At 71.6% G+C, this 19,608-nt stretch carries 18 protein-coding genes; 11 read left to right on the forward strand and 7 right to left on the reverse strand.

What is annotated here, in order from left to right:
* Positions 1 to 16 precede the first annotated feature (16 nt).
* The 5 genes from O7623_RS14555 (at position 17) to O7623_RS14575 (ending at position 5,238) form a co-directional block, all read left to right on the forward strand.
* Entirely contained in the window at positions 17 to 892 is an 876-nt protein-coding gene (locus O7623_RS14555) for an ABC transporter ATP-binding protein (protein WP_282229414.1), read from the forward strand.
* Positions 889 to 1,743 (forward strand): ABC transporter permease, encoded by an 855-nt coding sequence (locus O7623_RS14560; protein ID WP_282229160.1) that lies wholly within the window; start codon positions 889 to 891, stop codon positions 1,741 to 1,743. Before O7623_RS14555 ends, O7623_RS14560 begins: the two co-directional genes overlap by 4 nt.
* Positions 1,744 to 1,789: 46 nt before the next feature.
* On the forward strand, positions 1,790 to 2,425 hold the full coding sequence (locus tag O7623_RS14565; RefSeq protein ID WP_282229161.1) for a GPP34 family phosphoprotein: 636 nt from the start codon (positions 1,790 to 1,792) through the stop codon (positions 2,423 to 2,425).
* A 7-nt stretch (positions 2,426 to 2,432) separates the two neighbouring features.
* Positions 2,433 to 3,653 carry a glycosyltransferase family 4 protein gene (locus O7623_RS14570; RefSeq protein WP_282229162.1) on the forward strand — a complete coding sequence of 407 codons (1,221 nt, stop codon included), beginning with the start codon at positions 2,433 to 2,435 and terminating at the stop codon, positions 3,651 to 3,653.
* A gap of 223 nt (positions 3,654 to 3,876) precedes the next feature.
* On the forward strand, positions 3,877 to 5,238 hold the full coding sequence (locus tag O7623_RS14575; RefSeq protein WP_282229163.1) for a helix-turn-helix domain-containing protein: 1,362 nt from the start codon (positions 3,877 to 3,879) through the stop codon (positions 5,236 to 5,238).
* Positions 5,239 to 5,292: 54 nt separating this feature from the next.
* On the opposite strand, the gene O7623_RS14580 is transcribed toward O7623_RS14575, so the two are convergent.
* Entirely contained in the window at positions 5,293 to 5,487 is a 195-nt protein-coding gene (locus tag O7623_RS14580) for a hypothetical protein (RefSeq protein WP_282229164.1), read from the reverse strand.
* Positions 5,488 to 5,903: 416 nt separating this feature from the next.
* Between O7623_RS14580 and O7623_RS14585 the strand changes: the two genes are divergently transcribed.
* From O7623_RS14585 to O7623_RS14605, 5 genes are all read left to right on the forward strand, one after another.
* Positions 5,904 to 7,448 carry a S8 family peptidase gene (locus O7623_RS14585; RefSeq protein ID WP_282229415.1) on the forward strand — a complete coding sequence of 515 codons (1,545 nt, stop codon included), beginning with the start codon at positions 5,904 to 5,906 and terminating at the stop codon, positions 7,446 to 7,448.
* A 244-nt stretch (positions 7,449 to 7,692) separates the two neighbouring features.
* A complete protein-coding gene (locus tag O7623_RS14590) occupies positions 7,693 to 8,103 on the forward strand; it encodes a hypothetical protein (protein ID WP_282229165.1) in 411 nt (136 codons plus the stop codon).
* Entirely contained in the window at positions 8,100 to 8,246 is a 147-nt protein-coding gene (locus tag O7623_RS14595; protein ID WP_282229166.1) for a fibronectin type III domain-containing protein, read from the forward strand. Before O7623_RS14590 ends, O7623_RS14595 begins: the two co-directional genes overlap by 4 nt.
* A gap of 47 nt (positions 8,247 to 8,293) precedes the next feature.
* Positions 8,294 to 8,806 carry a DinB family protein gene (locus O7623_RS14600; RefSeq protein ID WP_282229167.1) on the forward strand — a complete coding sequence of 171 codons (513 nt, stop codon included), beginning with the start codon at positions 8,294 to 8,296 and terminating at the stop codon, positions 8,804 to 8,806.
* A gap of 81 nt (positions 8,807 to 8,887) precedes the next feature.
* Complete coding sequence (locus O7623_RS14605) at positions 8,888 to 10,282, forward strand: glycoside hydrolase family 6 protein (protein WP_282229168.1); 1,395 nt, start codon at positions 8,888 to 8,890, stop codon at positions 10,280 to 10,282.
* 101 nt (positions 10,283 to 10,383) lie between these two features.
* Here the strand turns inward: O7623_RS14605 and O7623_RS14610 are convergent, their stop codons facing one another.
* Entirely contained in the window at positions 10,384 to 11,481 is a 1,098-nt protein-coding gene (locus O7623_RS14610; protein WP_282229169.1) for a cellulose binding domain-containing protein, read from the reverse strand.
* A 215-nt stretch (positions 11,482 to 11,696) separates the two neighbouring features.
* Positions 11,697 to 12,389: an ElyC/SanA/YdcF family protein gene (locus O7623_RS14615; RefSeq protein WP_282229170.1), complete on the reverse strand. Its 693-nt coding sequence runs from the start codon at positions 12,387 to 12,389 to the stop codon at positions 11,697 to 11,699.
* A gap of 75 nt (positions 12,390 to 12,464) precedes the next feature.
* Here O7623_RS14615 and O7623_RS14620 point away from each other — a divergent pair, with 75 nt between their 5' ends.
* On the forward strand, positions 12,465 to 13,841 hold the full coding sequence (locus tag O7623_RS14620) for a PQQ-binding-like beta-propeller repeat protein (RefSeq protein ID WP_282229171.1): 1,377 nt from the start codon (positions 12,465 to 12,467) through the stop codon (positions 13,839 to 13,841).
* A 121-nt stretch (positions 13,842 to 13,962) separates the two neighbouring features.
* Here the strand turns inward: O7623_RS14620 and O7623_RS14625 are convergent, their stop codons facing one another.
* The 4 genes from O7623_RS14625 to O7623_RS14640 all read right to left on the reverse strand — a co-directional run bounded on the left by O7623_RS14625 (position 13,963) and on the right by O7623_RS14640 (position 19,488).
* Positions 13,963 to 14,994 (reverse strand): iron-siderophore ABC transporter substrate-binding protein, encoded by a 1,032-nt coding sequence (locus O7623_RS14625; RefSeq protein WP_282229172.1) that lies wholly within the window; start codon positions 14,992 to 14,994, stop codon positions 13,963 to 13,965.
* Positions 14,995 to 15,110: 116 nt separating this feature from the next.
* Positions 15,111 to 16,172 (reverse strand): iron chelate uptake ABC transporter family permease subunit, encoded by a 1,062-nt coding sequence (locus tag O7623_RS14630; protein WP_282229173.1) that lies wholly within the window; start codon positions 16,170 to 16,172, stop codon positions 15,111 to 15,113.
* A gap of 19 nt (positions 16,173 to 16,191) precedes the next feature.
* Positions 16,192 to 17,262: an iron chelate uptake ABC transporter family permease subunit gene (locus O7623_RS14635; RefSeq protein ID WP_282229174.1), complete on the reverse strand. Its 1,071-nt coding sequence runs from the start codon at positions 17,260 to 17,262 to the stop codon at positions 16,192 to 16,194.
* A 3-nt stretch (positions 17,263 to 17,265) separates the two neighbouring features.
* On the reverse strand, positions 17,266 to 19,488 hold the full coding sequence (locus tag O7623_RS14640) for a glycoside hydrolase N-terminal domain-containing protein (RefSeq protein ID WP_282229175.1): 2,223 nt from the start codon (positions 19,486 to 19,488) through the stop codon (positions 17,266 to 17,268).
* Positions 19,489 to 19,608: the final 120 nt, after the last annotated feature.

A 19,608-nucleotide genomic window follows, 5' to 3' on the forward strand; every position in this document is an offset into this window, starting at 1 on the left:
GGTACAGGGCCTGCGGATGAGCTACGGCCAGCGGCAGGTGCTGCACGGGATCGACTTCACCGTCGGCCCCGGCGAGATCGTGGCCCTGCTCGGGCCCAACGGCGCGGGCAAGAGCACCACCATCGAGGTACTGGAGGGCTTCCGGATCCGCTCTGGCGGCGAGGTCTCGGTGCTCGGCACCGACCCGGCGCACGGCGACGAGCGGTGGCGCTCGCAGCTCGGCATCGTCCTGCAGTCCTGGCGTGACCATGGCAAGTGGCGGGTACGGGAACTGCTGGCCCACTTCGCGTCGTTCTACCGGCCGTACGCTCGCGCCGCCGCCGACGCCGCCTCTGGTGGCGACGGTGGTGGCGACGGCGGTGGGCCGTGGGACGTCGACGACCTGCTCGCCACCGTCGGACTCGACGCGCACGCCCGTCAACCGGTCGCCACCCTCTCCGGCGGGCAACGCCGCCGGCTGGACATCGCGGTCGGCATCGTCGGCCGCCCGAGGGTGCTGTTCCTGGACGAACCCACCGCCGGCTTCGATCCGCAGGCCCGGCACGAGTTCCACGAGCTGGTCCGCGGGCTCGCCGACACCCAGATGTCGATCCTGCTGACCACCCACGACCTGCAGGAAGCCGAGAAGCTTGCCGACCGGATCTTGATCCTGGCCGGCGGCCGGATCGTCGCCAGCGGCACCCTCGACGAGTTGGCCGGCAAGCTGGACGGTGCCGCCGAGATCACCTGGACCGTCGGCGGCAGGGCGCACAGCGCCCGCTCGGCCGACGTCTCCGGGTTCGTCCGCACGCTGCTGTGCTCCGACGCGGACGTGCAGGACCTGCGGGTGCACCGGCCCAGCCTGGAGGACATCTACCTGAAACTGGTACACGATGCGGAGGGCATCCGATGAACCCGACCGTGCACGCCGTCGGCCTGGGCCTGCGCCGAGGTCTCACCGAGCTGCGGCAGGTACTCACCAACGGCCAGGACCTGGCCAGCAACCTGGCCTGGCTGGTCGGGTTGCTGGCCCCGATCTGGTTCATGCGCGACGACCTGCTCGCCGGCACCGACCTGTCCGTGGCCGCGTTCGTGCTACCCAGCCTGCTCAGTATGTGCGTCGGGTTCAACGGTCTGCTGATGCTCGCCCAGCAGCTGGTCGTCGAGCGTGAGGACGGCACCCTGCTGCGACTCAAGGCGCTGCCGCAGGGGATGCTGTCGTACCTGATCGGCAAGATCGTGCTGATCTCGGCGATGGTGGCCTTCGCCTGGGTCATGGTGCTCGGTGCCGGCGCGCTGCTCGTCGACGGTCTCCGGCTGCACGAACCCGGCCGCTGGGCGACGCTGCTGTGGGTGCTGCCGCTGGGCCTGCTGGCGATGCTGCCGCTCGGCGCGGTCATCGGGTCACTGATCGAAAGCCCGCGCAGCATCGGCCTGGTGATGCTGCCGGTCTTCGCCCTCGCCATCGTCTCCGGCATCTTCTACCCGGTGTCCGGCTTCCCTGCCTGGCTGCAGGTCGTCGCGCAGGCGTTCCCGCTCTACTGGCTCGGGCTGGCGGCCCGGTCGGCGCTGCTGCCGGAGACCGCGCTCGCCGTGGAGATCGGCAACTCCTGGCGGCACTGGGAGACGGTCGCGGCGCTCGGTGCCTGGAGCGTGGTCGGTCTGGTCGCCGCGCCGATCGTGCTGCGCTACGCCGCCCGGCGCGAGTCGGGGTCCATCATGTCCGAGCGCCGGGACCGCGCGCTGCGCCGCCGGACCGCGTGACCCCTTCATCGGCAACCACCGTCCACTCACCACGAGGAGAGATGACATGTCCCGTCTGGCCGAGAACCTCGTCCTGCTACTGCTCGACGACGCCACTGGTCGCAGCACCGTCGACACCGGACGCCGCTACCGCGCGGTGGGCAGCGCGGTGCTGCTCGACCTGGTCCGGGCCGGCCGGGTGACCATCGCCGCCGCCGACGACGCCCGCGAGGCCCGGGTGCAGGTCGTCGATGCCGCGCCGACCGGCGACCCGGCGCTGGACACCGCGCTGGGCAAGCTCGCCCCGAAGCCGCTGAAGGTCGGCTGGGCGGCGGAGAACCTCGGCCACGACTGCTGGCAGCCGCTGCTGGAGCTGCTGGCCGCCGACGGCGCGATCCGCCAGCAGGAGCAACGGGTGCTCGGCCTGCTGAAGACGACGACCTGGCCGGCCGGGGACGGCACCCGGGAGCGGGTGGTACGCGAGGCGATCACCACCGCGCTGCACGGCGCCGAGCCCGACGAGGAGACCGGCGTACTGATCACGATCCTGCACGGCATCGGCGCGGTACCGGGTGCCGACAACGAGGCCACCAGGGCCCGCGCGGCCCAGATCGCGAAGACCGGGTGGGCTGCCGGGCCGCTGCGGGACGCTTTCCACGGTCTGGGTACGGCGCAGCTCGTCACCCTGTTCGCGGCGAGCTGAAACCCCGATGTCCGCCGACGGGATCGTCCTCATCGTCGATCACCAGCTGCCGACGCCTGATCGGGACTCCGGTTCACTACGGCTGCGGCGCGTCATCGACGAGTTGCGCGGCCTCGGCCGCCAGGTGCTGTTCTTCCCGATGCACCCGACGGCCCCGTCGGCGTACGCCGAGCGGCTGCGCCGCGACGGGGTGGGCGTCGTGTCCGACCGGACCCAACAGCACCGGTTCCTCGCCGAACAGGGGCACCGGATCGCGCTGGCGCTGCTGTGCCGCCCCGAACCGGCCGTCGCGATGCTCGGGCCGGTACGCGACGCCGCGCCCCGGGCACTGATCGCCTACGACACGGTGGACCTGCACTTCCATCGGCTCGGGCGGCAGGCCGCGCTGGCGCGGGAGGCAGGTTCGGCCGACCGGTACGCGCTGCGCGCCCGGGCGGAGAGCATGCGGGCCGTGGAGCTGATGCTCGCCGCCGAGTGCGACGTCACGCTGGTGGTCTCCGACGACGAGCGGCAGCTCGTCGCCGCGGCGGTGCCCACGGCGACGGTGGCGGTGCTGTCCAACATCCACCAGCCGGACGGCCCGGTCCGGCCACCGGCGGACAACGCCCGGATCCTGTTCGTCGGCAACTACCGCCATCAGCCGAACGTCGACGCCGCCCGGTGGCTGTGCGCCGAGGTGCTGCCGGCCGTCCGCGCGCGGGTGCCGACGGCCGTGGTCGACCTGGTCGGCGACGGCGCACCGCCGGAGGTGGCCACGCTGGCCGGGACGGCGGTCACCGTACACGGCTGGGTCCCCGACCTACGGGCCGTCTACGCGCGGGCCCGGGTCGCGGTGGCACCGCTGCGCTACGGCGCAGGCGTCAAGGGCAAGGTCGGCGAGGCCGTCGAGTACGGGGTTCCGGTGGTCGGCACCGCGGTGGCGTTCGAGGGGATGGGGCTGCGACCCGGCCGGGACGTGCTGGCCGGGGAGACCGCCGAGGAGCTCGCCGCCGCGCTGGTGCGGGTGTTGCGCGACGATGCGCTGGCGGCCCGGCTCGCGGCGGCGAGCCGACCGGCGCTGGCGGCCCGCTGTGGCGTGGCGGCCGCCCGGTCGGTGTTGCGACGGTTGCTCCAGCAGGCGGCCGACCGGCAGTCACTCGGCCAGCAGTCACTCGGCCAGCAGTCACTCGGCCAGCAGTCACTCGGCCAGCAATCAGTCGGCCAGCAGCGCAGAGCTGCCCCGGTTTGAAATCTTTGATGACGAGGTTGTCATGACGTACCGATTTAGCTGAAATAGAACCATGAACTGCGATTCGATCGCTGCGGGACGGCGGATCGCTCCGATTCGTTCCGGCCCTCGACGCCGGGCGCTCGCCGTACGCGGTCCTCGGTCCACCGCCGGCCGCGTATCGTGCTCCCTGGCCGGCCGGGGCATGCGGTCGACCGCACGTGGCACGCATCGAAGGAACCGCATGGCAATGCAGATTGTGCAGCCCGAGTTCGGGCACCGACTGCGCCGCTTGCGCACCGAGCGCGGCATGTCGCAGCGCGAACTCGCCGTCGGTGTCGTCAACCAGTCCTACATCTCGCTGCTGGAATCCGGGGCGCGGGTGCCCACACCGGACGTCGTCAGCCACCTCGCCGAGATGCTCGGCGTACCGCTGGAGGTGATGTCCGGCGCGGCCGACCCGGCCGGGTCCGCAGGACCGAGGCCCTCGGCCGGGCCCCTGTCGCCGGCCGGGTCCCTGTCGCCGGCCGGGTCACGCTCGCTGGCCGGGCCGACCGAGCGGCCGGCGACCGACTCGCGGCTGACCGAGCCGGGTGCCGCCGAGGAGCTGGCCCGCGAGATGATCACGGTCAGTGCCATGGAACAGGGCGACCTCGACCACGCCGCGCAGGTTCTCACCGAGACCTATCTGGCGGCCCGCAGGACCGGGCGGGCCATCGCCACGCTCAGCCACGGGCTGGCCCTGGACCGGGTCCTTGAGCAGCGCAACGACCGAGCGGCGCGCTACGAACTGCTCACCGAGCTGGTCGAGGTCGCCGAGCAGGTCGGGGTGCCCGAAGCGCTGGTGCGGACCCGGATCGCACTGGCCAGCGCGGCCCGCGACATGGGCCGGCTCGCCGACGCCTTCACCCAGATCGAGCAGGCGGAGCGGGAGATCGCCGGCACGGCCTTCGTCGACGGCAGCGAACACATCCGGCTGCTCGCGGTGCACATTTCCGTACTCAGTGACGCCGGCGGCGGCGTCGAGGTGACCCGGATCGTCGACCGGATGTTGGCGATGGCGGACCGGCTGGCGGGCCCGGCCATCCTGGGCCGCGCACACTGGGTGGCCAGCATCGCCATGGCCAGGGTCGGCGAGGTGGACCGCTCCCTGGAGCATCTGCGGGCGGCCCGCGCGATGCTGACCAGTCCGACCACGTCGCTACGGGACTGGGCCCGGTTCGCCGTGGCCGCGGTTTCCGCGTTGATGGACGCCGAGGCCGACGTCGGAGAGATCACCGCGCACATGGTCGCCGCCCGCGCGGCCATCGCGGCGGCCGAGACCGCTGCGGCACCGTCCGCCGTGGCCAGTCTGGAGATGCGGTACGCGTTGGCGACCGGTGATCCGCAGCGGGCCCTGGCGATCGCCGAGTCGGTGCCCGAGGCGGACCTGCCCGGCATCGAACGGGTCCGGTTCGCGGTGGCGCTGGGGCGTGCGCTGCACCGGTGCGGACGTACGGAGGAGGCGGTGGCGGAGTTGCGCCGGGCGGCCCAGCTCGCCGAAGGTGCCGCCGCGTACCGGCGGGCGAGCCGCATCTGGCGGGAGGTCAACGACATGGCGGGGTGACCGTGCGGGCCGGTCGCGGCGTAGTCGCCGGGACCGGCCCCGCGTACCACCGGCTCACCAGGGCCAGTCGCTGGACACCCGCAGGTCCAGGTCGGCGACGCCGGTGACGGAGGTCGGGTTCGGCGCCGCCATGTCCCGATGGGCGAGGTCCGGGCCGTCGACGGCGAGAGCGGCGAGCACCACGGCCGGCATCAGCAGGCGGACGGCGCGGTGGCTGGCGTTCGTACGGGCTGCGGTGTGCTTCGTCATGACTCAATGTGTAGTGGCTCCGGCCGGCCCGGGTGGAGCCTGATTCGAAAACTTTGCGGCTGGCGGTGCCGGGCGGCACCACGCCCGGCGGCACCACGCCCGGCGGTCGCGCTCCCGCCGGAGCAGACCGGCCGGCATACCGGATTTCTGGGTATCCCACCCCAACAGTCCACTTCGCACTCGACTCTAGACATTCGAGTTGGCCTCGGATAATCTGCTTTCTGGTAGCGGTATTGATCAAAACGAATCACGTCATTTCGGCTTTCTTCTCAGCAGTTTGTGGTCAGCGTGACCGAATCACCTGATCAGCTTCTGCCTCCGGTTGGCACAACCGCAGTACAGGCCGGTCGACGATCGTCGACGCCTCGAGAAGGGAAATGCAGATGAGTGGATCCCGTCCGTCCTGGCGCAGCAGGATGACCAGACAGGGGGCGGTGGCCGCAGCGGCCGCCATGCTGATCTCGGCTACCGCGTCACCCGCCTTCGCCGCCCCCGGCGAGATCCTCGGGGCGGACCGCCCCGGCGCGATCCCGGGCAGCTATCTCGTCGTCTTCGCCGACACCGCCGGCGCGGCCAACCGAGCGCACACCACCGACCTCGCGGCGCGGTACGGCGCAAAGGTCCGGCACGTCTACTCGCACGCGTTGCGTGGCTTCGCCGCGACGATGAGCGAGTCGGCCGCACGCCGGATCGCCGCCCGGCCCGGCGTAGCCCACGTCGAGCAGGACGGTCTGGTGCAGGTGACCGACACCCAGCCCAGCCCGCCGTCCTGGGGCCTGGACCGGATCGACCAGCGGGATCTGCCGCTGAACAACAGCTACACCTACCCGACGACGGCGTCGACCGTGCGCGCCTACGTCGTCGACACCGGCATCCGGACCACCCATACCACCTTCGGCGGACGGGCCTCCTGGGGCACGAACACCACCGGGGACGGCAACAACACCGACTGCAACGGCCACGGCACCCACGTCGCCGGCACCATCGGCGGATCCCAGTACGGCGTCGCCAAGGCGGTCAGCCTGGTCGCCGTCAAGGTGCTCAACTGCGCCGGCTCAGGCTCCTTCGCCGGAGTCGCCGCCGGCGTCGACTGGGTGACGGGCCACCACGCGCCGGGTGTACCCGCGGTGGCCAACATGAGTCTGGGTGGTGCCGGGACGAACGCCACCGTCGAGAACGCGGTCCGCAACTCGATCGCCGACGGTGTCGTCTACACGATCGCCTCCGGCAACAGCAACGCCGACGCCTGCGGTTTCACCCCGGCCCGGGTCGCCGAGGCGATCACCGTCAACGCGAGCACCCGCACCGACGCGCGCGCGTCCTTCTCCAACTGGGGCACCTGCACCGATGTCTTCGCCCCAGGTGAAGCGATCACCTCGGCCTGGTCCACCAGCGACACCGCCACCAACACCATCAGCGGCACCTCGATGGCCGCCCCACACGTGGCCGGGGCGGCAGCCCTGCTGCTCGCCGCCAGCCCCAGCCTGACCCCGGCGCAGGTGGCGACGGCACTGCTCGGCACCGCCACCCCGAGCAAGATCACCAACCCGGGATCCGGGTCGCCGAACCTGCTGCTGTTCGTCGCCCAGGGTCCCCCGCCGCCGGCCTCGGTGGTCTACCGCTTCTGGAACGGCCGGGACCACATCAGCAGCACCGCCACCTCGGTCGCCGGATACCAGCGGGAGGGCCCGCTGGGATCGGTCCGCACCAGTCCGGAGGCCGGCACCCGCCCGCTCTACCAGTGTCTCGTCTCCGGTTGGGACCACATGACGTCGCTGGACGCGAACTGTGAAGGCCAGCGGGTCATCGGCCTGATCGGGTACGCGTACACCTCGCCGCCTGCCGGGTCGTACCTGACGGTACGCCGGTGCCGGATGTCCAGTGGGGACCACTTCGACTCCACTACCAGCAACTGCGAAGGACAGATCGTCGAGGGCCTGCTCGGTTACCTGACCAGCTGATCCTTTCGCAGCCGAGACCTGGTGCGGTGGTGTTCCAAAGGCCACCGCACCAGGTTCCTGCCGACGCGCCAGGCACCGGCAATTACTCGGCCACCTCCGCCAAAAGGTCAGAAGCGATGGTTCCCAACCAGCGCACAATTGGGTTGCACTGTCCCATCTCGCCCCATTGTCCGGGAGATCGACACGGCGAAGAAAGACGACCCTTGCCGCTGCCGCTCGCGCCCCATCCCGCCTGTCGACCAGATTGACCGCAGTTGCGATCACCGCGCTTCTCGCCACCACGCTCGTCGTAGCCGGACCAGCACGAGACGCATCCGCACAGGGAACCGATGCCCAGTGCCTCCAGTTTGGGCAGGTCATCGACCTGAACACCTGCCAGCTCACCACGCCGATCAATCTATTCTTCAATGATCCGGGGCTTGTTGCGCAGACCAACTGGATCCGTATCGACCTCCGGGCGGCAGGTGGCGCGTCACCGACCGGCTGCGACGCTACCTTCGCCTATCACAACCTACTCGCCAGGATCGCGAACGAAGCTCAGCATATCAAGGTAATCGGTCTACTGAGCAACGATTTCATACTCGGAGGCGGGCTCGACGTCGGTCCACGACTCTTCGGGAGCCAGGCAGGCGTAGTCGCCTGCAGCCCTGGGTGACCTTCCGCGCTACCCCGGCGAACACCACCTCCTACACCTGGACCGGGCTGACCCCCGGCACCTACCTGTGCTTCAACATCCGCTCCTGCAACGCCGCCGGATACTCCGCCTGGACACCATGGGCCTGCACCACCACCCCCTGAGGTAAACCCACTGTGAGGAAAGCGCCGTGGCCGTTAGCCTGACCGCCATGGCGCTTCCCCGCATCCGTCCGCCGTTCGACGCCGACGAGCGCACCCAGTTGGTCGGCTGGCTCGACATGCAACGCGCGATCGTGCACTTCAAGTGCGAAGGGCTGTCGGATGCCGACGCCCACCGGGCGCTGCTGCCGTCGTCACCGCTGATGACCGTCGCCGGGATCGTGTCGCACCTGCGCTGGGTGGAACAGACCTGGTTCGAGGTGTTGTTCCTCGGCGGGCCGGCCGACGGGCCGCAGTTCGACGAGACCCGTGAGGACGCAGACATGATGGTCGACGGTGTGCCGCTGGCCCATCTGCTGGCCGACTATCAGCGGCAGTGTGCCAGGTCGAACGAGATCGTCGCCGCGCACCCGCTGGAGCAGACCGGCCGGCACCCGGACTTCGGGTCGGCGGCGGCGTCGCTGCGCTGGATGCTGATCCACATGGTCGAGGAGACCGGCCGGCACGCCGGGCATCTGGACGTCATCCGGGAACTGCTGGACGGCCGCAAGGGCTACTACTGACGGCGGCAACGACGGTGCCCGATCACGGGCTCCCGCGTCGGACACTGGCCAAAGAGAGCCCTCTAATCGACACTTGTCGATATGATAGCTCAGCAATGGTCCTCGTGGGCCACCCGCTTCAGCGCGGTGCCGGCCGCCTCCGTCGCCATCGCCGTAGTCCTGGCCGGAGCCGTCGCAGCCACCGCCGGACCCAGTCACGCGGCCGCCCGACATCAGGCGAAAGTGAACAATCCGTACGCCGGCGCTCGGGTCTATGTCAACCCCGAGTGGTCGGCACTGGCCGCTGGCGAGCCGGGCGGCCACCTGGTCGCCGACCAACCGACCGCCGTACGCCTGGACCGCATCGCCGCCATCGACGGCGCCGACGACCGGATGGGCCTGCGTGAGCACCTCGACGAGGCACTGCGCCAGGGTGCCGACCTGATCCAGCTCGTCCTGCACAACCTGCCGGGCCGCGACTGCGAACGGCTGGCCTCCACCGGCGAGCTCGCCTATGACGAGCTACCCCGCTACCGGGCGGAGTTCGTCGACCCGATCAGCCAGATCCTCGCCGACCCGGCGTACGCCCGACTACGGATCGTCACCATCATCGAGCCGAACTCGCTGGCCAATCTGGTCACCCACACCTCGCCGCGACCGGACGCCACCTTCGGCTGCGACCAGGTGCTGGCGTACGGGAGCTACCCGCTCGGCATCGGCTACGCCCTGGCGCAGCTCGGTCCGCTGCCCAACGTCTATCCGTACCTGGACGTGAGTCATCCTGGGCAGCTCGGCCGGTCATCGGACTTGGCCGACCTGGTGTCGCTGCTCGAGTTCGCGGCCGACGCGTCGGGTGCCACTCCCGACCTGGTACACGGCTTCATCGCCAACGTTGGGAACTACTCGGTACTGCGGGAGAAGTACTTCCGCACCCGCGACGTGATCAACGGCGAGCCGGTGCGGACCCACAGCAGCTGGGTGGCCGGACGTGATTTCGTCGACGTGCTGCCGTACCTGGCCGCGATGCGGCACCGACTGACCGCCGCCGGGTTCCCCCGAGGAGCCGGCATGCTGGTCGACACGTCCCGCAACGGCTGGGGCGGGCCCGAGCGCCCGAGCGGGCCGGGTCCACGGACCAGCGCCGAGGAGTACGTCGAGGCCGGCCGGCTCGACCGGCGGGCCCAGGTGACGACCTGGTGCAACCAGACGGATGCGGGCATCGGCGTACGGCCGGTGGCCGCACCGGCATCCGGCATCGACGCGTACGTGTGGGCCACCGCACCGGGCACCTCGGACGGCTCCGGCACCTGGGGCAACGCGTTCCACCCGTACGAGCCGAGATGCCACCCGGACTACGCCGGCACGGACGACACCGGCGCGCTGCCCGGTGCGCCGCCAGCCGGCGACTGGTTCCCGGCGTACTTCCAGCGGTTGCTGGCCAACGCCTGGCCTCCGCTGGCCACCGGCGCCGCCGTGCGCGGCCCGGCGCGCGACTGATCCGTCACCGGTGCCCGACTGGTCCGCCATCCGTACGCGACCGCCACCCGGGGTGGGCGATGCCGGACGGTCCACTCACCCACCCCGGTACGGACGTCGGTTCAGCTCGCGGTGCAGGACGGGGTCATGCCGGACCCGCTGCCAGTGCCCTGGAAGCCGAACTCGGTCGACCCTCCGGCGGCGATCCGGCCGTTGTAGCTGACGTTGCGGAACTGCACCGCGCCGCTGTTGCCGCTGCGGTCGGCGTTCCAGGCGTTGGTGACGGCCGCCCCGCCGGGCAGGGTCATCGCGACGGTCCAGCCGTTGGTGCCGGCGGCGCCGGCGGTCACCCGTACGGTCGCGACGAAGCCGCCGTTCCACTGGTTGAGCGACACGGTGGCCGTACAGCCGCCACCGCCCGGCGGTGGTGTCGTCACCGGCGGCGGGGTGGACGGCGCGGGCGAGGTGTCCGGCGTGGTGGTCGGCCCCGGTGTGGTCGGCGACGGGGTGACCCCACCCGGGTTGAGGCTGCCCGGTACGGCGGTCAGCGCGTTGTACCAGGCGGTGGCCATCTTGCTGTACCCGGTGGCGTTCGGGTGGACACCGTCGGCGAGGTCCGCAGTGGTCAGTGCGGCGTACATGTTCACCAGATACACCTTGCGGCCGGCATTCGCCCGGCTCTGCACGATCTGCGGAATGGCCGCGTTGAAGCTGCGGATCTGGGCGTCGCTGAAGCCGGCCGGGATGATCGTGGCCACGAACAGGTACGCGTCGGGCGCGTTGGTGGTGATCTTGTCGATCAGCGCGGCGAGCCGGTTAGGGGCGTTCGGCAGGTCACGGTTCTGGGTGATGTCGTTGGTGCCGATGTGCAGCAGGATCGTCTGCGGGTTCGACGCCCGGAGCCAGTTGACGATGTTGGCGTCGATCTGGTCGATCCGCCAGCCCGAGTGGCCCTGGTGGTTGCGGTCGGGCAGGCTGGCCGGCCCGTTGGACTGGGAGCCGACGAAATCCACCGAGTGGCCGCCGGCCTGGAACTTCTGCCACAGGTCGATGCGGTAGCCACCGGGCACGTTGAAGCCGTCGGTGATCGAGTCACCGAGTGGCATCACCCGGACCGGGGCGGCCGGTTGAGCGTGGACGCTGGTACCGACCAGCAGGGTGGTGGCGGCGAACAGCACCGCCGCCAACACCGCCGTACATCGACGAATGGACACGGTCATGGAGAACTCCCTCCGAGATATCTACGAAAATCAATGTAGATACCTCGGAGGCGTCCGCCGGAACTCCGGCGACGAACGGCCGGCGCGTTGCGCCGAGCGGCGCCGGCGACGCCGGTGCCGGTGCCGGTGCCGGTGCCGGTGCCGGTGCCGGTGGCCACGGTCGCGACGCCGGTGCCGCTGGTCGCCTCCGGCGGCACGCGACCCACCGGGTGCGGTCAGCTCCGCAGGGCGTCGTCGAGACTGGACTCGCGGGGGCCGGGCAGCGCCGGTTCCCGGCCGACCAGCACGTCGTACGCGGCCTTGACCGCCGCCAACCGCTCCCGGAACGCCCCCCACCGCCAGGCCCGCTCGAAGCGGCGTACCGAATCGTCGCCGACGCCGACCGCGTCGACCCCGACCCGCCGGCAGACCGTCACCGCCCGGTCGATGTGGAAACTCTGCGTCACCACGATCGCCTGCCGTACGCCGAATACCTGCCGTGCCCGCAGACACGAGTCGTAGGTGTCCAGCCCGGCGTGGTCCTGCACGATCCGCTCCGCCGGCACGCCCCGCTCGATCAACCAGCGCCGCATCGCACCCGGCTCGTCGTAGTCCCATTCCCGGTGGTCACCGGAGACCAGCACCGCCCGCACCCGGTCGGCCTCGACCAGTCGCCGGGCCACCTCCAGCCGGCCGGCCAGGAACTCCGACGGCGTACCGTCCGGGCGGACCTGCGCGCCGAGGACCAGGGCGACCGGCGCGGCCGGCACGTCCGCCAGGTCGTAGACGTGCGCGGCCGCCGACCACCGGATCCAGTAGCCGCTGCCGGTGACCAGCAGCGCCACGCCGACCACGGCGGCGGCGAGCACAGCCAGTTTGCGATGCCACCAGCGGGTACGCCGGGGCGGATGAGCCGGGACGTCGTCCATACCGTAAGTATGGTCGACGGGTTCGTCGCGCCCGGCCGCTGGACACCCGCCGCGACAGGGAAGAGTGTGGAGCGCATGGTCATCGAGCTGGGGCTGGCCCGCGAACCCGGGCCGCCGTCGCCGTCACCAACCGGCCGGTGGTGGCGCTCACCACATGGCGTACGGCGGGCGCGCCCGCTCGCGGTCGGTGTCGGTCTGGCGCTGCTGCTCGGGCTGACCGGGGCGGCCGTGCCCAGCGGGCCGCTGCTCGTCCAGGTCGCCGCTCACCAGGTCGCGGCCCGCGACATCGTGCTTGCCGGGGACCGCCTGCTGGTCACCTCGGCCGCCCCACAGGGGTCGGCGACGGTCTGGCAGTTGGCGGCGTACGCGATACCCGCCGGTGACCTGCTGTGGACGGTGCCGTTCGACGCGGCGAGTTGGCGGCTGCGACAGGTACGCCGTACCGGTGACGTGGTGCTGGTCGACCCGCGCTCCGGGCCGGGCAGCGGCGCGACCCTGGTGCTGGACGCCGACACCGGCTCGACCCGGTGGGTGGCGCGCAGCGGGCTGACCCTGACCGACGACGGCCGGACCGCCCTGCTCCTGGAGCCGGGCGAATCCGCAGGCACCGCGTCGACGGTGGTCGCCGTCGACATCGGCAGCGGCGACGAGTTGTGGAGCAGCGGGTTGGCGGCCTCGACCGAGGTGCTCGCCGGGCCGGGCGGTCAGGCACTGCTGATCGGCGGCGACGGGCGGGCCGAGGTCCGCGACGGGCGGACCGGCGCGCTACTGCGTACCGCCGATCTGGGTGCGGTCTCCCGGCCGGACAGCATGGCCGGCGCGCTGGTGTTGCGGCAGTCGAGTGGCGGCGAGTTGGGGGTGGCCGGCTACGACCCCACGACGTTGCGGCGGCTCTGGCAGCGGCCGGTGCGGTACGGACCCGGCCGGATCACCGAGTGTGGCGGGCTGATCTGTTTCCCGGCCGGCCCGCAGATCGAGGCGGTCGATCCCCTGACCGGGGAGTCGGTGTGGCGCATCGACGCGGACCTGGTCGTCGACTTCGACAGCTATCTGGTGGCGTACAGCGTGGCGGGTGTGCCGGGGGCAGAGGGCGGTTCCGGTGCCAGCGGTGGTGCCGACGGTGGCGCGAGTGGGGGCGCCGGCGGCGACAGCACCAGCAGCGGGGCCGGGGCGGGCAGTGGCCGGATCGTCGACCCGGTGACCGGGCAGACGCTGCTGCCGCTGAGCGCCTGGTACACCGAGTTGGAGGGGCGGGGTGACGCGACGTTCGTCGGCTACCGCCAGCCGGTGGAGGACGGCCCGGCCTGGCTCGCGCTGCTGGCGCCGACGACCCGGGCGGTACGCCTCGTCGGTGTCGTGCCCGGCCCCGTCGGCGGATGTGTCGCCGACGAGACCACGATCGTCTGCCGCAGCGGAGCTGACGGCATCACCATCTGGCGCTACCAGCTCTGACCCTTGACCGCACCCTCCAAGATCCCGACGATCTTGCACTTATCGTTAGACAAAGTGGACATATCTTCTCGATAAGCGCAAGATCGTCGGGGAGGTGGCGGTCACGTCGGGGAGGTGGCGGTCAGGAGGTGGCGTCGACCTTTTCTGCGGCGGCGGCGAGGGCGGCGACGTACTCGTCGAGCCCCCAGGTCACCGACAGCGCGGTGGGCGGCGACACCGAGGCGATGAACTCGGCCCCGACCAGCGAGGCGACCGCGCCGGACTGGACCTGCGGCATGGTCTGCGCGGCCGGCGAGGCCAGGAAGGCGTCCTGCTCCTCCTGGGTGGTGGCGAACGAGACCAGAACGTCCGAGGTGAGCTGGTCGAGCTGCTCGTAGCTCATGGTGAAGTAGAACGTCGACTCGTCGGTGCCGAGGTCGTTGACGCTCTGGGCACCGGTCATGCCCAGGTCGAGGGCGAACTCGACCCGCGGGTCGGCTTCCTTGTAGACGTAGAAGGTGCCGGCGGAGTCCCAGACCATCGCGACGCTCTTGCCGGCCAGCTGCGGGTTCTCCTGCGCCTTGGTGGCGATCTGGGCGTCGATGTCGTCGAGCAGCGCCTGCGCCTCGGCACTCTTGCCGAGCGCGGTACCTACCGTGGTGATCAGGTCGCGCCACGGGGTGGCCCACGCCTCGTCCGGGTAGGCGACGGTCGGCGCGATCTTGTTGAGCAGGTCGAACTGCTCCTGGTCGATGCCGGAGTAGACAGCCAGGATCAGGTCGGGCTCGGCGGCGGCGATCTCGTCGAACGGCGGCTCCTGGGCGTCCGGCAGGACGGTGGGCACCTCGGCGCCGGTCTCGTCGAGCTTCTCGGCGATCCACGGCAGTACGCCGTTGGCGTCGCCACCGTAGCTCTGGAACGGGATGGCCACCGGCACCACGTCGAGGGCGATGGCCGCGTCGGCGCTGCCCCAGCCCCACGCGACGACCCGGGTCGGGGTGTCGTCGATGGTGGTCTCGCCGAACGCGTGCGGGATGGTCACCGGGAAACCGGCGTCGCCGCCACCGTTGTCGGTGTCGCCGGTGGAGTCGTCGCCGGAGGAGCAGGCGGCCAGGCCCAGGGTCAGGGCGAGCGGTACGGCGACAAGGACGCGGCTGAGTGTTCTGCTGTTCACTGTCTCTCCTACAGGCGCGGTCGGTCCGCGAGTCGACCCATGCAACCATGGCTTTGTTAGGTTTGGCTAGCCTATGTAATCGCGATTACCCAGCCGTGATACCGGCCCGTACCGGATCAGGCCCCGCGCCCGTCCCGGCCCGTGGTAGTCAGCAACCACAGCAGGTACGGGCCACCGAGCACCGCCGTGACGATCCCCACCGGCGCCTTCACGTTGCCGGGCAGCAGATGCTGGGCGATCAGGTCCGACCCGGTCACCACCACCACGCCGACCAGCGCGGCCGGCAGCAGCACGGGAGCGCCGGAGCGCATCAACCGCCGGGCGATCGGCATGGCGACGAACGCCACGAACGCGATCGGCCCGGTCGTCGCCGTCGCCACCGCCGCGAGCGTCACCGCGACCGCGAGCAGCACGATCCGGCCGCGCTCCAGCCGTACCCCCAGGCCGGTGGCGGTGTCGTCGCCGAACTGCAGCAGCTCCAGCGTCGCCCTCGCCACCAGCAGCACCACGGCGAGCGCGCCCAGGGTGACCGCCAGGACGACGATCTCCGTCCACCGGGCGGCACCCAGGCTGCCGACCATCCAGGCCAGCGCGGTCTGCGCCTCGCGGACCTCACCCCGGGTCAACAGATAGCCGAGCGCTCCATGGGCCATGAACGCGGCGGCGATGCCGACCAGCACGAATCGGTATCCGGTCAGTCCACCCCGCCAGGACAGCAGGTAGACGGCGGCCGCCGTACCGGTCGCGCCGACGAACGCCGCGACCGAGACCCCCAGGCTGCCGACGCCGAACACCGTCAGCGCGGCCACCGCCGCGACACTGGCGCCGCCGGTGACACCGATGATGTCCGGGCTGGCCAGCGGGTTGCGCAGCACCGTCTGGAAGATCCCGCCGGCGAGGCCGAACGCCGCCCCGGTCAGGATCCCGGCGACCAGCCGGGGCAGCCGCAGGTCGAGGATGATGAACTCGTCGCGGCCGGTGCCCTGCCCGGCGAGCGTCCGCAGCAGATCGTCGGGCGCGACCCGGTAGGAGCCGAGGCTGAGACTGAGCGCCGCCAGCAGCAGCGCGACCACCGTCAGTGTCGACACCACCACGGCGGCCCGGACGCGGCGACGCCGACGCAGTCGACGCAGCGCCGGCAACTCCCCCTCGACGTGGCGGGTTCCGGTGACGGTCATGCCGCAGCCATCCATGCCTTCATACCGCGGCCATCCGGGCCTTGCGGACCAGGGCGATCAGCACCGGAGCGCCGAGGAACGCCGCGACCAGGCCGGCTTCGACCTCCCCGGGCAGGGCGACGAGCCGGCCCACCACGTCGGCGGCCAGCAGCAGGGTCGCGCCCAGCGGCAGACTGTAGGCGAGGATCCACCGGTAGTCGGGGCCGGTGATCCACCGGGCGGCGTGCGGCACGACCAGACCGACGAAGACGATCGGGCCGGCGAGCGCGGTCGCCGACCCGCAGAGCAGCACGGTCGCCAGCAGGATCGACGCCCGGTCGCGGACCACGTGCTGCCCGAGCCCGTGGGCGACGTCGTCGCCGAGGCTGAGCGCGTTGAGCAGCCGGCCGGAGGCCACCGCGAGCACCGCGCCGACGAACAGGAACGGCAGCACCGTACGGGCGGCCGACAGGTCCCGCCCGACCAGCGAGCCGACCTGCCAGAACCGGTAGCGTTCCAAGGTCTGCAGGTTGGTCAGCAGCACCAGGGTGATCAGCGAGGTGAGAACCGCCGTCAACGCGGAGCCGGCGATGGCCAGTTTCACCGGGGTCGCCCCGCCCCAGCCCAGTGACCCCACGCCGTAGACGGCCAGTGCGGCCAGCGCCGCCCCGGCGAAGGCGAACCAGATGTAGCCGACGGTGGTGCCGATTCCGAGCCAGGTGATCGCGACGACCACGGCGAGCGAGGCCCCGGCGTTGACGCCGAGCAGCCCGGGGTCGGCGATCGGGTTGCGGGTGAGCCCCTGCATCAGCGCACCGGACAGGCCGAGGGCCGCCCCGGCGAGCAGCCCGATCACGGTCCGGGGCAGCCGGAGGTCCCAGATCACCACGTGGTCGTTGACCGTCGGATCGCGGTGTGTCAGTGCGTCGAGCACCATCGGCAGGGTGATGTCGCGGGCGCCGAGGGCCAGGCTGGCGAAGATGGTGCCGGCCAGCAGCGCGACGGCGACCAGCAACCCACCGAGCCGTCGACCGATCGTGAATCTACGCCCACCGTCGGTCACCGACCGGTCGACGACCTCACCTCGACCGCGCCGAAGTGAGGTAAGCATTCCCTAAGTATGCAGGTCCAGGGTCACCGGCTCATCGGCGGGCAGGTCGACCGGCAGCACCCCGTACGGACTGGTGACCATGACCCGTTGGGTGAGCGCCGAACGGAGCCGGACCCGCACCGAGGCCGCGTCCCAGGTCAGCTCCTCGACGGTGATCCGCCCCCGGCAGGTGACCCCCCGCAGGGTGCCGCCGGGCAGCTGCGCCGGCCAGGCCGGCACCAGGTGCAGAGCCACCGACCCGTCCGCCAGCTCGACCCGCGAGTCGACCAGCGCCTCGATCAGTACGCCGGGCAGCGCGTGCGCGGCGTCTGCGTTGTACGTCTGCAGCCCCGGGTTGTGCGCGCTCATCAACGACCGGAAGAACATGTCCGTACAAACGATCTTCCGCAGGTTGGCGGCGACCCCGTCGGCGTCGCGTAGCCGGGCGGCGACCAGCGCCCGGTGCAGGCTGCCGTGCGCGGACAGGTTCTCGTCACCGCGTACGGCCAGTGCCCGGTGTGCCGCGCGGGCCAGCTCCGGCGTGCCGTCCGGGGTGATCTCGTGCAGCGGCCACACCGGGTAGAGGTGGCTGACGTGCCGATGGTCGTCATCGACCCGGTAGCCGGGCCAGGCCCACTCGGCAAGCGCCCCCCGGTCGTCGACCAGGTAGTCCGGCAGCCGCGCGGCCAGCTCCGCCCACTCGGGCGAGCCGGTCAGCGCGCCGGCCACGCCCATCGCGTGCCGGGCCGCGGCGATGTCCATCGTCGCGTTCACCGCCAGGTAGACCGGCCGGTCTTCGTCGAGCGGGCCGGTCTCACCGGAGAACGACGGCACGATCACGAACCGCCCGTCGTCGTCGACCCGGGTCAGGAAGTCGGCGAAGAACTCGGCCGCCTCGACCAGCCATCCGGCGGCCGCGCCCAGCGGCTCGCCGGTGACCAGGTGATGTTCCCAGAGTGGATACAGCAGCCAGTCGGCCCCGGGCAGCCAGGCCGGCCACGGCCAGTCGTCGCAGAAGTGGAACAGGTGGCCGTGTTCGCCGTCCGTGCGGCCCGGTGCGAGCAGGCCCCGGCCGCCGTACACCGCCCGCGCGTTGCGCCGCCAGTCGTCGACCTGGCCGGCGATCAGCCGCTGGTACGCCGCCGTCACCTCCGGCAGCGCGCCGATCGCGGCCCCGGCCATCTGCAGGTTGAGGTTGGCGTCGGTGGTGAAGTCACCGGCCCAGGCCGCGTCCCAGGAGGCCAGCCAGAGACCGGTCAGCCGGGGCGGCAGCACACCGCTGGAGCTGATCAGCAGGTACCGGCCGGCGTGGAACAGCCGCTCCAGCAGCGCCGGTGACAGTCGCTGGTCGTCGGCGCGCTGCGCGTCGAGCAACTGGCCGACCGGCCGGTGCCGGTCGGCCTCGTCGACGCGCAGCCGCAGGCTGACCCGCTGGTACATCGGTGCGTGCAGTGTGACGTGGCGTCGTAGCAGCCGGTCGTAGTCGTGGCCGGCCAGCGCCGCCAGTCGGGCGTGCAGCGCCCCGGTGCCCCAGCCGGGTGCGTCGTAGCGGTCGAGCACGGTCAGCGTCAGCGCGTCCCCCGCGACCCGGATCCGGTCGCCGGCGATCTCGGTGTCACCGACCACCAGGGTCAGCCCCTCGAACCCGTACGCGCCGAGCCCGGGCGGGTAGCTGCCCCGGACCCGCAGGACGGCGTAACCGTCGTGCCGGTAGGCCGCGACGTCGTAGCCGACCTCGGCCGGCCGGCCGGGCAGGTCGCCGGTCGCGCCGAGCAGGCACGGCCCGGCGGCGAGCGCCACCACCGCGACCGCGTCGGCGCGGGAGACGAAGGCCCGCCGGGCGCGGTCGCCGTCCCAGGTCGCGCTGACCTCGCCAGTGCTGAAATCGGTGGTACGCCGGTAGCCGACCGGCGGCACCGGGCTGGAGCGGAACCCGACGGCGTCGATGGTCAACGCGTACCCGGGGTGGTAGGACTGGGTCCACTCCAGTTGCCGCCCGCCGGCAAGCAGCCGGCCGGCCTCGGCCCGCCGGTCGGCCAGGATCAGGTCACGGACCTGTTCGATGACGCCGGCCAGCTCCGGTGGCCGCCGGTCGCGGGTGCCGTTGGGCAGCACGAACCGGTGATGGTTGACCACGATCCGCTCCGCGACCGGGTCGCCGTACACCATCAGCCCGTATTCGCCGTTGCCGGTGAGGAAGGCGTCCTCCCAGCGGGCCGCCGGCGCGGTGTCGTCGATCCGGTGCACCGATCGACCTTAGCCAACGTCCGCCACGCGGCAACCGCCTAGTGTTCCTGCCATCTGGACCTGTGCACTCACCCGTTGCAACGCCGGATCCGTCTTGTGATGGGGTGGCCTGACGTCACC

The organism is Solwaraspora sp. WMMD791, from assembly GCF_029581195.1.
In the GTDB taxonomy this organism is placed as follows: domain Bacteria; phylum Actinomycetota; class Actinomycetes; order Mycobacteriales; family Micromonosporaceae; genus Micromonospora_E.

Coding starts and splice junctions, on each gene's coding strand:
- O7623_RS14555 (WP_282229414.1), top strand. CDS start 17: ATGAGCTACGGCCAGCGGCAGGTGCTGCACGGGATCGACTTCACCGTC.
- O7623_RS14630 (WP_282229173.1), bottom strand. CDS start 16,172: ATGACCGTCACCGGAACCCGCCACGTCGAGGGGGAGTTGCCGGCGCTG.
- O7623_RS14635 (WP_282229174.1), bottom strand. CDS start 17,262: ATGCTTACCTCACTTCGGCGCGGTCGAGGTGAGGTCGTCGACCGGTCG.
- O7623_RS14620 (WP_282229171.1), top strand. CDS start 12,465: ATGGTCATCGAGCTGGGGCTGGCCCGCGAACCCGGGCCGCCGTCGCCG.
- O7623_RS14600 (WP_282229167.1), top strand. CDS start 8,294: ATGGCGCTTCCCCGCATCCGTCCGCCGTTCGACGCCGACGAGCGCACC.
- O7623_RS14565 (WP_282229161.1), top strand. CDS start 1,790: ATGTCCCGTCTGGCCGAGAACCTCGTCCTGCTACTGCTCGACGACGCC.
- O7623_RS14605 (WP_282229168.1), top strand. CDS start 8,888: ATGATAGCTCAGCAATGGTCCTCGTGGGCCACCCGCTTCAGCGCGGTG.
- O7623_RS14615 (WP_282229170.1), bottom strand. CDS start 12,389: ATGGACGACGTCCCGGCTCATCCGCCCCGGCGTACCCGCTGGTGGCAT.
- O7623_RS14580 (WP_282229164.1), bottom strand. CDS start 5,487: ATGACGAAGCACACCGCAGCCCGTACGAACGCCAGCCACCGCGCCGTC.
- O7623_RS14575 (WP_282229163.1), top strand. CDS start 3,877: ATGGCAATGCAGATTGTGCAGCCCGAGTTCGGGCACCGACTGCGCCGC.
- O7623_RS14560 (WP_282229160.1), top strand. CDS start 889: ATGAACCCGACCGTGCACGCCGTCGGCCTGGGCCTGCGCCGAGGTCTC.
- O7623_RS14585 (WP_282229415.1), top strand. CDS start 5,904: ATGACCAGACAGGGGGCGGTGGCCGCAGCGGCCGCCATGCTGATCTCG.
- O7623_RS14610 (WP_282229169.1), bottom strand. CDS start 11,481: ATGACCGTGTCCATTCGTCGATGTACGGCGGTGTTGGCGGCGGTGCTG.
- O7623_RS14570 (WP_282229162.1), top strand. CDS start 2,433: ATGTCCGCCGACGGGATCGTCCTCATCGTCGATCACCAGCTGCCGACG.